The organism is Streptomyces sp. NPDC046821, assembly GCF_040645335.1.
Lineage (GTDB): Bacteria > Actinomycetota > Actinomycetes > Streptomycetales > Streptomycetaceae > Streptomyces.
Genome location: NZ_JBEYYB010000015.1, coordinates 137,893 through 150,079, shown reverse-complemented (window position 1 = coordinate 150,079; position 12,187 = coordinate 137,893). Strand labels below are relative to the sequence as shown.

At 69.5% G+C, this 12,187-nt stretch carries 12 protein-coding genes and 1 pseudogene; 7 read left to right on the top strand and 6 right to left on the bottom strand.

Annotated features, from left to right (window positions below):
* Positions 1-17: 17 nt before the first annotated feature.
* Positions 18-947, bottom strand: coding sequence for a LysR family transcriptional regulator (locus ABZ893_RS29400; RefSeq protein ID WP_361409532.1), 930 nt, complete (start codon positions 945-947; stop codon positions 18-20).
* An 89-nt stretch (positions 948-1,036) separates the two neighbouring features.
* Here ABZ893_RS29400 and ABZ893_RS29395 point away from each other — a divergent pair, with 89 nt between their 5' ends.
* From ABZ893_RS29395 to ABZ893_RS29385, 3 genes are all read left to right on the top strand, one after another.
* Entirely contained in the window at positions 1,037-1,960 is a 924-nt protein-coding gene (locus ABZ893_RS29395) for a zinc-binding dehydrogenase (protein WP_361409529.1), read from the top strand.
* Positions 1,957-2,949, top strand: a complete 993-nt coding sequence (locus ABZ893_RS29390; protein ID WP_361409526.1) for an alpha/beta fold hydrolase — start codon at positions 1,957-1,959, stop codon at positions 2,947-2,949. The genes ABZ893_RS29395 and ABZ893_RS29390 overlap by 4 nt, the downstream gene beginning before the upstream one ends.
* A gap of 121 nt (positions 2,950-3,070) precedes the next feature.
* A complete protein-coding gene (locus tag ABZ893_RS29385) occupies positions 3,071-3,883 on the top strand; it encodes a MerR family transcriptional regulator (protein WP_361409523.1) in 813 nt (270 codons plus the stop codon).
* Between the two features lie 101 nt (positions 3,884-3,984).
* On the opposite strand, the gene ABZ893_RS29380 is transcribed toward ABZ893_RS29385, so the two are convergent.
* Positions 3,985-4,608, bottom strand: coding sequence for a TetR/AcrR family transcriptional regulator (locus ABZ893_RS29380; protein ID WP_361409520.1), 624 nt, complete (start codon positions 4,606-4,608; stop codon positions 3,985-3,987).
* 140 nt (positions 4,609-4,748) lie between these two features.
* Between ABZ893_RS29380 and ABZ893_RS29375 the strand changes: the two genes are divergently transcribed.
* Both ABZ893_RS29375 and ABZ893_RS29370 read left to right on the top strand, forming a co-directional pair.
* Positions 4,749-5,510, top strand: coding sequence for an SDR family oxidoreductase (locus ABZ893_RS29375; protein WP_361409517.1), 762 nt, complete (start codon positions 4,749-4,751; stop codon positions 5,508-5,510).
* Positions 5,511-5,591: 81 nt separating this feature from the next.
* Positions 5,592-6,113, top strand: coding sequence for a GNAT family N-acetyltransferase (locus tag ABZ893_RS29370; protein WP_361409515.1), 522 nt, complete (start codon positions 5,592-5,594; stop codon positions 6,111-6,113).
* A gap of 94 nt (positions 6,114-6,207) precedes the next feature.
* Here the strand turns inward: ABZ893_RS29370 and ABZ893_RS29365 are convergent, their stop codons facing one another.
* Together ABZ893_RS29365 and ABZ893_RS29360 are read right to left on the bottom strand one after the other, a co-directional pair.
* Positions 6,208-7,431 (bottom strand): family 1 glycosylhydrolase, encoded by a 1,224-nt coding sequence (locus ABZ893_RS29365; protein ID WP_361409512.1) that lies wholly within the window; start codon positions 7,429-7,431, stop codon positions 6,208-6,210.
* Positions 7,432-7,495: 64 nt separating this feature from the next.
* The gene (locus ABZ893_RS29360; RefSeq protein WP_361409509.1) at positions 7,496-8,641 is read right to left on the bottom strand and encodes an MFS transporter; all 1,146 of its coding nucleotides are present in this window, start codon (positions 8,639-8,641) and stop codon (positions 7,496-7,498) included.
* 228 nt (positions 8,642-8,869) lie between these two features.
* Between ABZ893_RS29360 and ABZ893_RS29355 the strand changes: the two genes are divergently transcribed.
* Positions 8,870-9,499 carry a TetR/AcrR family transcriptional regulator gene (locus ABZ893_RS29355; protein WP_361409506.1) on the top strand — a complete coding sequence of 210 codons (630 nt, stop codon included), beginning with the start codon at positions 8,870-8,872 and terminating at the stop codon, positions 9,497-9,499.
* 66 nt (positions 9,500-9,565) lie between these two features.
* Here ABZ893_RS29355 and ABZ893_RS29350 read toward each other — a convergent pair whose 3' ends face one another.
* Complete coding sequence (locus ABZ893_RS29350) at positions 9,566-10,870, bottom strand: MFS transporter (RefSeq protein ID WP_361409503.1); 1,305 nt, start codon at positions 10,868-10,870, stop codon at positions 9,566-9,568.
* A 70-nt stretch (positions 10,871-10,940) separates the two neighbouring features.
* Here ABZ893_RS29350 and ABZ893_RS29345 point away from each other — a divergent pair, with 70 nt between their 5' ends.
* Positions 10,941-11,492 carry a CGNR zinc finger domain-containing protein gene (locus ABZ893_RS29345; protein ID WP_361409500.1) on the top strand — a complete coding sequence of 184 codons (552 nt, stop codon included), beginning with the start codon at positions 10,941-10,943 and terminating at the stop codon, positions 11,490-11,492.
* Positions 11,493-11,523: 31 nt separating this feature from the next.
* Here the strand turns inward: ABZ893_RS29345 and ABZ893_RS29340 are convergent.
* Positions 11,524-12,141: pseudogene (locus ABZ893_RS29340) on the bottom strand (SDR family oxidoreductase); the annotation flags it as partial.
* Positions 12,142-12,187: the final 46 nt, after the last annotated feature.

The following is a 12,187-nucleotide window of genomic DNA, read 5'->3' as shown; positions in this document are numbered from 1 at the left end:
CAGTTCGGCCGGGCGTCTCATGACAGGGGCTTCGGCGGTTCGGGCATCCAGTCGCGTACCGGGTCGTACTCCAGCCATCGGCTTCGCGCTGCTTGTGCGGCACAGGTGGCAGTGAGGTGATGCAGGCCTGGGTGCTCGTTGCCGGTGCGCCACAGAAGTGACCAGGCATACAGCGGAGTTGGGTTGATCAGCGGTACGGAGCGCAGCCCAGGGATGTCCGGGAGAGGGACGTCGGCGGGCAGGAGCGAGAAGCGTTGCGGGTCTGCGGCTATTTCGGCGAGGAAGTGGGGAAGCCCGAGGTTGATGCTCGTCGCCCTGTCGGGGATGTCGAACCGCTCGGCGAATTGGTGGAGGAAGTCGAGGCGGTCGAGCGCGCCGGGTGCCCACAAGATGCTGTCGTGGAGTTGGTCGGGCCGCAGAGCTTGTTCGGATGCGAGCGGATGGTGGGCGCTCATTATGGCGTCCACGGGTTCGAGGCGGATGAGCCGGTGTGTCAGTCCCGTGTGCAGCGGGGGATGGACCCGGCCGAAGGCCGCGTCGATGTCACCGTGGAGCAATGCCGTCGTCACCGAGGTCAGGTCGCGACCGTGCCCCAGCATCAAATCCCCTGCGTGTGAGGCCACTTGGGTCAATGTCCGCATCGGTGCGTAGAGGTGGCCCCAGACGTCGACGCGCAGCGGACGGTTGGTCCCGGCCACCGCCGCGATCGCGGTGTCGGCGGCGACGATGGTGTGGCGGGCCGGGGCGAGGAAGCGCTGACCCGCCTCGGTGAGGCTGACCCCTGTGCCTCCGCGGTGGAACAGCTGCGTGCCGAGCAGGGATTCCAGCCGCGCGATCCGTTTGGAGAGTGCCTGCTGAGAGATGCTGAGGGCTCTGGCCGCCCGTCCGAAGTGCAGTTCCTCGGCGGCGCACACGAAGGCGCGTAGTTGCGCGACGTCGAGATCCATGGCTCTCACCATAGGTGACAACCGTTGGCTGTCGATCTCGCGCGTTGGTTGTTGGATCAACGAGCGGCTGCGAAGGTTGCATCCTCGGTATGCGAAGACTGATTCCCACGGGGGATGCGAGGCGACCGGTCGAGTTCTCCGATGTCGCCCAGCCTGGCCCGGCGCCGGATGAGGCGCTGGTCAAGGTCGAGGCGTTCGCGCCGAACCGCGGCGAGACGTTTCTGCTCGAACAACCTGCGCCGGGGTGGCTTCCCGGCAAAGACATCGCCGGCCTCGTCGTGCAGGCCGCGGCGGACGGCTCGGGCCCCGGCATCGGCACCCGCGTGGTCGGGCATCCGGCGCAGGGCGGCTGGGCCGAGTACGCGGCCGTACCCACGCATTCGCTCGCGGTGCTCCCGGACAGTATCGACAGCGTACGGGCGGCGGCCCTGCCGCTGGCCGGGATCACGGCTCTGCGCCTGCTCCGCACGGCCCCTTCGCTTGCCGGCCGACGCGTTTTGCTTACGGGCGCCTCGGGCGGCGTCGGCCACTACGTCACCGAGCTGGCCGTGGGAGCCGGAGCGGAACTCACCGTGGTGACGGCCACGCCGGAACGCGGCGAGCGGCTGACGGAAATGGGCGCGCGGGTGGTCCATGAAGTCGCCACGGCTGAAGGGCCGTTCGACGTCGTACTGGAGTCCACGGGTGGCACCGCTCTGCCGGCCGCACTGTCCAAGGTGTGTCCGGGTGGCGTGCTCGTCTGGTTCGGACAAGCCAGTCGCACCCCGGTCACCCTCGACTTCTTCGACCTGCTGAGCGGACCCGAGCGCGCCACGATCCGGCACTTCCACTACGCGGGCGCCCCCTACGGGACCGACCTCGCTGCGCTGGTGCGCCTGGTGGCACAGGACCGGCTGCACCCGGAGATCGGCCGGATCGCCGACTGGGCGCGGACCGCCGACACCCTCATCGACCTGCGCGAGCGCCGCATCCGCGGCAAAGCCGCTCTGCTGACCGGAGCAACCACACGATGAACGCCCAAGAGTTTTCGGCCGGCCAGTGGACACGCGCCATCGGCACGGGAGTTGACCCCCACGAGTACCGTCGCGTCACCGACGACCTCACATCCGTTGCCGACTGGGGCCCGTCCTTCGCCCGCACCGCACACGCCCACGTCACACGTGCGGAAAAGGCAGCGTCGTCCGTCTCCGCCGGTGAACACCTCCTGATGGCGGCCCGATGGTTCCACCTCGCCACGCTCGCACCGTACGAGGAGTCGGCTCGCGCCGCCGCCGAGGCGGACGATGCTCTGAGTCGAGCCTTGACTGCACTGGAGCCCGGTGCGCGACACGTGAGCGGCGACGGCTTCACCGGCTGGCTGCGCGGCCCGCGCGACGCGTTCGGCACCGTGGTCGTCGTCCCCGGCCTGGACTCGGCCAAGGAGGAGTTCCTCGACCTTGCGTCCGCGCTGCTGGCCAGGGGCCTGGCGGTATTCGCGATGGACGGCCCCGGACAGGGCGTACTCGCAGCCACGACAACCCTCCAGCCGGACTACGAGCAGGTGATCAGCCGGGTCATCGACGTACTCGGCGTCCCACACATCGGCCTCGTAGGCCTCAGCCTGGGCGGCTACTTCGCCGCCCGCACCGCAGCAATGGAGCCACGCGTGACGGCGGTCGCGACGGTCAGCGGCCCCTTCCGCCTCGACTGGGAACAACTACCCCCGCCAGTGAAAGCCCTCATGACCAGCCGCACCGGAGGAGCCGACGCTGCCCGCGATTTCGCCAGGGACGTAGACCTCTCCACCCTGGCACCTCGCATCACTGCCCCGCTGCTGGTCGTAGACGGAGAACAGGACGCCATCCCCGGCGTCACGAACGGCAGCCCACTGGCCCACCTCGCCCCGCACGGCACCTACCTCTCAGTCCCACACGGAGACCACCTCCTCGGCAACGCCCGATCCGACTGGCTGCCTCACCTCTCCGACCACATCGCGCACACGCTGAGCGGAACGGGGGCTTGAGCCGCGATACAGGTAAGCCACGTTCGCCGCCAGTGCAGAAGGGACGCGGTTCAGCCTCCGTGGCGGAACAACTAGAGTTCTTGACCCTTACACCGTGTCAGGCGGTCAACTCGGAGACATCATGTTCACCATCGGAGACTTCGCCCGGCACGGTCGCGTTTCAGTCCGGATGCTGCGTCATTACGACGCGACCGGTCTGCTGCGCCCGGCCCACGTGGACCCGGCCAGCGGCTACCGCTACTACACGGCGGCCCAACTGGCCCGCCTCAACCGCGTCATCGCGCTCAAGGACCTCGGCTTCACCCTCCAGCAAGTCCAGGAGATCCTGGACGAGCAGGTGACCACCGAGGAACTCCGCGCCATGCTGCGGCTGCGGCGCGCCGAGCTGGAGGCGGCGATGACGGCCGCCGCGGCCCGGCTGGTCCAGGTCGAGGCGAGGCTCCGCTCGATCGAGAGCGAGGGGCAGATGCCCAGCAACGAGGTCGTACTGAAGAGCCTGCCGAGCGTACGGGTGGCCGAACTGACCGGTGTAGCACCGGACTTCGACACCATCAGCCCGGTCATCCAGCCGCTGTACGAGGAGCTGTTCCGGCGTCTGGAGGCGGCAGGTATCGCCCCCTCCGGCCTTGGCGTCTCGTACTACGAGGATGCCGAGGACGGCGGCATCCTCGTCCACGCCGGTGTCGTGGTGGCCGCGCCCGTCAGGGAGGACGACGAGCTGAGGATCGTAGACCTGCCGCCCGTAGAACAGGCGGCGACCATCGTGCACCGCGGCTCGATGGAGGCGGTCCTGCCTTCCATTCAGACGCTGGGCCACTGGATCGCCACCAACGGCTACCGCTCGACCGGCTACCCGCGAGAGATCAACCTGGAGTGCCCCGAAAACCACGACGAGTGGGTGACCGAGCTCCAGGAACCGGTGACCAAGGTTTGACGAGTGGGGGGCAGCTGAGCACCTCGGCTGTCCCCCTCTAGCTCTAGCCGAGGCGTCCAGGCAGCCTCCGCAGGGCCGGCCGGGCCGCACGGCGCACGGACTCAGTCCGCAACCCGGTGAGCAGGCGCGGCCAAGACCTCCCAAGCCGCCATGGCCCCGTCGACGGTGTGCTGCAACTGCGCGGCCGAGGCGCCGTCCCGAGACTGGATCGACAGCCCGTTCAGCACGGTGCCGTAGAAGGACGCGATGGCCTCGGCGTCAGCGTCCCGCCGTACGTCGCCCTCCTCGATGCCCCGCCGCACCCGTTCGCGGATCAGGGTGTGGATCTCGCCCCGCATACGTGCGAGGGCCTCGGGGACCGAGGCATGCTCCGATACGGATAGGGGTGCGGCCAGCACGATCAGGCAGCCGGTCGGAGTGGCGGGGTCCGCGTATGCCGCGGCGTTGTCGCGCAGCATCGCCTCCACCGCGGCGCGGGCGGTCGGTTCCTCGGCCAGGGCGCGCTGGGTGTGAGCGCCCTCGGTGCGGGCGTAGAGCTCGACGGCCTCGTTGAAGAGCTGCTCCTTGGAGCCGTAAGCCGCGTAGATGCTGGGGGAGTTGATACCCATGGCGGCGGTGAGGTCGCTCATGGAGGTCGACTGGAAGCCGCGTTCCCAGAAGACGCGCAGAGCTCGGCGCAGGGCCTCGTCCCGGTCGAACGCGCGGGGCCTGCCTCTGCCTGCCATACCACCACTCCTTTTTGTGTCGCCCGTTAAATATAACCCTTGACCTGCGCCGGAGGTGGAGTACATGCTCTTTCTGTGTTGGTCGGCACGGAAATGACGCCGACGCCTTCCCCCTGCCCGCGATATCAAGGAGATCCATCATGTCCGCCTCATTCCACGGCAAGGTCGCGCTCGTCACCGGAGCCGGCTCCGGCATCGGGCGTACCAGCGCTCGCGCCTTCGCGGCCCGGGGTGCCACGGTCGTCGCCGTCGGCCGCAACGCCGAGAACGTCACGCAGACGATCAAGCTCATCGAGCAGGACGGCGGTACGGCGAGTGCGGTCATCGCCGACGTCACCGACTCGGCCTCGGTGCAGGAGATGGTCGACACGGCCGTTTCCCGGCACGGCGGACTGCACATCGCGCACAACAACGCGGGCGTCTTCACCGCCGCCGGCCCGCTCGGCGATCTGGACGAGGAACAGTGGCACGCGCAGCTCGCGGTCAACCTGACCGGCGTGATGCTCACCATGAAGTACGAGATCCGGCACATGCGTGCCCACGGCGGCGGCGTGATCGTCAACACCGCCTCCAATATCGGCGACCACGTCCGTTACCCCGGCACCGGCGCCTACGCCGCGACCAAGGCGGCCGTCTCAACGCTCACCCGAACCGCCGCCCTCGACCACATCAAGGACGGCATCCGCATCAATGCCGTCAGCCCCGGCGCCGCCAACACCTCGATGACCTTCATGCCCGGAGAAACGGAGGCCGACCGTGCGGCCCGGCTGAACGGCACCATCCCACTCGGGCGACTCGCGGAGACTGACGAGATCGTCGCGTCGGTTCTGTGGCTGGCCTCCGAGGAGTCGAGCTTCGTCGTCGGCCACGACCTGGTCGCGGACGGCGGGGCAAGTGCGTGACGTTCAGATGGATGTGGCGGTCGTCGTACGGACCTCGAAAAGAACTTGGCCCGGCACGCGGCGCCCAGAAAGATGGCGGGCATGAGGATTCGGCAGGCCTGGCCTGAAGATGCGGCAGCTGTCGCCCGCGTCTACGTATGTTCCTGGCAGTCGGCCTTTGCCGGTGTCGTTCCGCAGCCTTACCTCGACGCGATGGACCCTGACCGGGAAGAGCCCGGATGGAGGAGGCGCATCGCGGAGACACGGTGGCCCTCGTCGGGAGTTCTGGTAGCCGAAAGAAAGGCGGGGGTAGTCGGATTCGCGAGTTTCGGCCCGGCTGACGAGGATCCTGCAGTTGCCGAGATCGGCACGCTCTATGCGTTGCCGGAGGTCTGGGGCACCGGCGCCGGCAGCCGGCTGATGGTCGCGACCTTGGCGGCTCTCGGGCACGCCGCCTACAGGCGCGCCACCTTGTGGGTATTGGAGGACAACGTGCGCGCCAGGCGTTTTTACGAGGGCTCTGGTTGGGGTGCGGACGGCACGGCCGTGGAGGACACCACCGGCGGGGCCTCACTCAACAAATTGCGTTATCGCCATCCTCTTGGTCAAGGCTCGCCCGTGTGAGGGCATGAGTTGCTGGTGTGCGCCCGGCAAGGCGGGGTGCTCGTGCCCGAGGCATTGGGCACGAGCACCCCAAGGGCTTGCCCGAAACCGCTCGTCAGGCCGTAGGCCAGCGGCGGTCGCGGCCACCCCCGCCGAGCCACGCAGCGGACGGCCTCGGGGTGCGGGCGAACGTGGTGCGGTCCACCGCGATGAGGCCGAACGTTGGGCGGAAGCTGCCCCATTCGTAGTTGTCGAGGGCTGACCAGTGGAAGTAGCCGCGTACGTCGACGCCGTCGGCCATCGCGTTGGCCATGCCGGACACCGCGCCGGCCGTGTAGGCGACGCGGCGGGTGTCGTCGTCCGTGGCGATGCCGTTCTCCGTCACGATGAGTGGCACGTCCGGGGCGACGGTCGAGACGTGTCGCAGTGTCTCCCCTAGTGCCTGCGGGTAGAACTCCCAGCCGGTGAGGGTGCGTTCGACCTCGTCGGGAACGGGCGCGAGGCCGTCGGGGCCGATCCGGGTGCGGGTGTACGTCTGCACGCCGAGCCAGTCGTCGCCGTGTGCCGCTTCCAGGAAGACGTCCTGACGCGGGCGGCCGTAGGCCTTGGCGGCCTGCTCCGCGCCCTCGATCGCCTGCACGGCCTGAACTGCGACCGACCAGCCCGTGCGCACATGTGGGGCGCGCGACTTGACGGCCTCGGCCGCGCGGCGGTGCGCACGGATCATGGACTCGGTGAGCTTGGCGTCCGGTTCCGGAAGCCCATGGTTCGCGAGTTGCTCGGTCGCACCCCCGTCCCCGGTGAGCATCTCGACGAGCGCGGGGAAGAGGGCCACCATGTTCGGCTCGTTGATGGTGCACACGTGGTCCACGCCATCCGCGTAGACCGGGGCGGCGGCCTCGACGTAGCGGGCGAACCGGTCGGCTGCGTCCTCGGCGTACCAGGAACCCCGGTGGGCGAACCAGCGTGGTGCGGTGAAGTGGTGCAGTGTCACCAGCGGGCGCAGGCCGCGCTCGTGGGCGCCTTCGACCATCCGGCGGTAGTGGTCGATCGCGGCGTGGGAGATCTCGCCCGGTGCCGGTTCGATGCGGGCCCATTCGATGCTGAACCGGTAGTCGGTGAAACCGAGTTGGGCGAGCAGGTCCATGTCCTCGGGCCAGCGGTGGAAGCTGTCGCAGGCGTCGCCGCTGGACTCCTGGATGGGGCCGCCGCCCTCTGCCAGGACGTGCTGCTCCATCTCCCACCAGTCGCTGTTGTGGTTGCCGCCCTCGATCTGGTGGGCGGCGGTGGACGCTCCCCAGAGGAAGCCGGCGGGCATGGTGGTGCTCAGGTCGGTCATCGTGTGCTCCGAGGGGTGGGTTGGTGGTGGCGTGGTGCGGTGGTGCGAGACATACGGCTTGACGTCAGGTGACGCGGCGTAGCGGCAGGATGCACAACCCGCCCGCGAGCGTGAGCACGATGGCCACGGCGAACAGGGTTCGGTATCCGAAGGCGGGTACGAGCAGGCTCGCCGCGACCGGGGCGATCAGCTGCGGGACGGTGTTGGCGACGTTGAGGAAGCCGAGGTCCTTGGCGCGGTTGTGCTGGTTGGGCAGCACCTCCGAGACGACGGCCTGGTCGACCGCACTGAGGCAGCCCCAGCCGAGAGCGGCGGCACCGGCGAAGACGTAGAAGGACCAGCGGGCCGGGGCGAGTGCCAGCGGGACGATCGAGGCGGCCATGACGATCGCTCCGGCCACGATGAACACCTTGCGCCGCCCGAGCCGGTCCGACAGCGGCCCGCACACGGCGATGGCTAGGCCGGAGGCAGGCGCGGAGATGATCGCGCCCAGGGCGATCACCGATCCCGCCTGTGCGGTGGAGAGGCGCAGGTGATCGGTGAGTACGTAGAGCTGGTACACCAGGACCAGGTTGACCCCGAGCAGCGCGATCAGCCGGCCCGCCAGAGCCCAGAAGAAGTCGGTGTCCTTCGGTGGTAGGAGGTTGCGGCCCAACTCCCTTACAGAGAAGGGTGGTTGTGGCAGATCTTTGGAGGACGTGTCCGGGGCTGTGAAGAAGAACAGCACCCCACCCACCGCGGCGAGCCACGGCAACCAGCGCAGCCCCACGCTCGGCGAGGTGACGAACGCGCCCGCCGCGACCGCCCCCAGGCTCTGCCCGACCAGCACGCCGAGCCCGACCCAGGCCGCGGCCTTGCCCATCCTCCCGGACGGGACACGGTCCGGCAGCACCGCGTACAGCGGGGCCAGCATCGCGTTGAGGGCGACCTGGAAGGCCGCGACCAGGGCGAGCAGCCCAGGGAAGCTGTCGGCGAAAGACATCGAGCTGATGCAGCCGGCGGCCGCGAAGCCGCCGACGGCGATCCACGGGTTGCGCCGGCCGTAGCGGGACCGCGTCCGGTCCGAGAGGAGGCCGAACGCGATGTTCGCGGCCAGCGCGGTGACCGCTCCGACGGTGGACAGGACGGCGAAGCGGGTGAGCTTGGTGCCGGTGTCGAGTTGTCCCAGGCGGGCTTGGAGCAAGGTGAGTGCGGCTGCGGTGGGCAGCATCCAACTCAGGTGCGTGGCCGCGAGTACAGGGCCCAACCGGCGGGATCTCGCGGGGGACTTCTCGGTTTCGGTGCCGCCTGCGACCGAGGCCGGACCGAGGGGTGAGGTGTGGGGCACGGACGGCTCCTAAAGGGCTCCTGATGCCGTGTCGCGTCGAGGTTGCCTCACCGTAAACTTCAAAACATTGATGGTCAATGTTTTGGGCTCCCGCTTCGTTAGACTCCGCTCATGACCACTCCCCGGGGCCCGTACGCCAAGACCGCGGCGAAGCGGCAGCAGATCATCGAGGCTGCGCTCGCGGCGTACGCGGAGGCGGGCAGCCGCAAGGTCTCGGTGCGGGACATCGCCCAGCGCGTCGGCATGACGGACGCGGGGATCCTGCACCACTTCGGCGGCCGCGAGGCCCTGCTCACCGCCGTGCTCGCGGCCCGCGACGCGGCCGGGACCGAGGTGTACGGGGACTTCGAGAAGGCCGACGCGGGCTATGCGGACATGCTGGCGCAGAACGCGGAGACGCCCGGCCTCGTCAAACTCTTCGTCGACCTGGCCGCAGCTGCGGCCGAACCCGACCATCCGGCCCACGACTTCTTCGCCGAGCGCTACGACCGCTTCCGCTCGGAGCTGGCGACGGCGATCGAGCGGAAGGCGGCCGCGCCGGCCACTGGTTCCGAGCAGCCTTCGGAGGGCGGTGTTCCACCCGGGCTCACCGATCCGGCCTGGGCGGCGCGCATCCTCATCGCCGCGACCGACGGGCTTCAGTTGCAGTGGCTGCTCAATCCGGAGATCGACATGGCAGCGGACGTCAGTCGGCTGGCTGAGCTGCTTACGGCGGTTGCTGTGCGCCCTGCGGTGGATTGAGGGGGTGGGGGGTGTCGGTGGGAGTGGCCGGCGCCCGCCGCGGACATCGCCGCCCGAGCCACCTCCTTACGCGGCATCCGGGGTGTGGAGCCGAGCCGCCCGCGCGACCTCGCGGCCTCCGGGCGACTGCGGTGTAACCCGGAGGTGGAGCAGGGCGAGCAGCAGGCAGAGTGCGGCCATCGTGGACCACAGCGTCGTGGTGCCCGCGCGGGCGAGTAGTTGGGTGCCGAGGACGGGGGCGAGCGTCGCGGCGACGCCCCAGCTGGTGCCGAAGACGGCAAGGTAACGGCCGCTTCCGCCAGTTGGCGCAAGGTCGGTGACGAGCGCGTAGACGCGGCCGATGACCAGCAGGTCGCCGAGACTCCACACAGCCGCTGAGGCGAGGAGCGCAGGGAGGGTGTGGGCGAGAGCGTATGCGACCAGCCCCGCGGCCAGGAGGAGATGGGCGAGGGCGAGCGCGACGGGTGTCGTGAGGCGGCTCGTCCACGGGAGCCGGATCAGCGGCTGGGCGAGCACGGTGGTGGCTGCGGCGGCGGTGAACAGCAGCCCGGCGTCGGCAGCGGGACGGCCCTGCTGTGTCAGCGCGAGCGGCAGGGTCATTACGGTCTGCTGGTTGATCAGGGCATAGGCGGTTCCGGTGGCCAGGACGCTCAGCAGAGCTCGGTCCCGTAGTGGCCGTACGGCGGTGTCGTCGCCGTGGTCCGGCCCGGTCTGTGTCGGACGGTCGTGGTGGTCCGTTCCGGTCCGTGCCGGACGGCCGTGATGGTCCGTTCCGGCCTGTGTCGGACGGTCGTGGGGGAGGGCCAGCCGGATCAGCAGGGCGCAGGCCAGGCATGTCACGGCGTCGGCGACGAAGAGCCAGCGCAGGTCCCAGCGCCCGAGCAGGGCGGCGAGCAGTCCGGCGCCCATGCCGCCGGCCGCGAGCGCGGCGCTGAACAGGCTGAACGCACGCACCCGTTGCCGCGCCGGCACGGACTCGCCGATGATCGCCTGGCTGGGTGGCTCGTAGAGCTCGAAGGCCAGGCCGAGCAGTACGGCTCCGGTGATCGCCCAGGTGAGAGACGCGGAGGCCGCGATCGCCAGCTGCGCCACGGCGCATCCGCAGAGCCCGAGCACGATGGTCGTGCGCCTGCCGATCCGGTCGGCCAGCCCTCCGCCGGCCAGCCGTGAGGGGATCGTCGCGAGCCCGAACGCGGCGCTGACCAGCCCGGCGGTGGTCAGGCTCGCGCCATGGTCGGTACGGATCAGCGCGGTGAGGAAGGGCAAGGAGAAGGCTCCGAGCCGGTTGACGACTCGGGCGAGCAGTAGCAGACGGACGGCGCGGGGCAGTGGTTCGGAGCGCAGCACGTCACCTCTCCCATCACTGGTCAATCATCTATTGTCAGTGACAGGAACCGTAGGCGGGCGAGAGGTAACTGGTCAAGTGCTATTCGACAGTCACATGAGGGCCCTGCTCGATGCTTCGGTGGCGCTCGTCAACGCGCTGACGGACGGTGAGGCGCGCGGCCGTTCGTACGTCGCCCCCGAAGGCGCCGAGCGGATCGGGGCCGTCCGCGCGGCGCTCTCCGCCGGGGTGGACCTGGAACTCGGTGAGGCGGACCGCTTGGCCGACACCGCCCGCGCCCTGCGTACCGTGTTCGAGGCAGTGGCCGCCGACAGCCTTGACGACGCGGCCCCCGCCCTCAATTCACTGCTGCGTGAGACCGGCGCCCGCCCTCAACTCGACCGAACTCCCGGCGAACCGTGGCAAGTTCACTTCCACGGTTCCGACGACTCCTATGCCATCGGCTGGATCGCGGGCTGCGCCACCGGCCTCGCCATGGCCCTCGGCGGCGACTACGCCGGCCGCCTCGGGGTCTGCGCGGCCCCCCGCTGCGACCGGGTCTACGTGGACACCTCCCGCAACGCCGGCCGCCAGTTCTGCTCGACGGCGTGCCAGAACCGGGTCAAGGCGGCGGCGTTCCGCGCGCGGCGTGCGGGGGATGAGGTGTGACGCTCGGTGGCCCCCAATCAAGGGGTAAGGCTCACAACCCGGACCCACCCGTCGCATCAAGCACTCGCCCGGTCACCCAGCGCGCATCGTCCGAGGCGAGGAAGGCCACGATGCCGGCCACGTCTTCCGGCTGCCCGACCCGGCCGAGCGCGGCCAGGGAGGCCGCGTGGGCCTCGGCTTCCGGATTGCCGCGCAGCCAGCCGGCGTTGACGTCCGTGTCGATGACGCCGGGCGCCACCGAGTTCGCGGTGATGCCACGGGGGCCGAGTTCTTTGGCGAGATTGAGGGTGAAGGTGTCCAGGGCGCCCTTGGTGGCGCCGTAGGCGATGATCTCCGGCATGGCGATGCGGGCCGCACCGCTGGAGATGTTGATGATCCGTCCCCCGTCGCGCAGTCGTTTCAGCCCCTCCTGGACGATGAAGAACGGCGCACGCACGTTCACGGCGAAGACCTCGTCGAAGTTCTCCTCGGTCAGTGAGGCCAGGTCCGTGCTGCGCCCGATCCCGGCGTTGTTGACGATGATGTCCACGGCCCCATCAGGCGCGTAATCGCCTATCTGGGTGTCGAAATCGGCCCACAGTGACACCGCATCGCCGTGTCGGCCGAGCTCGGCTCGCAGCGCGAATGCGCGACCCCCGTTCTCTCGGATGTGCGGGTGGCTGTCGAGGCCGTCCGGTCCAACTCGCTGCCAGCCC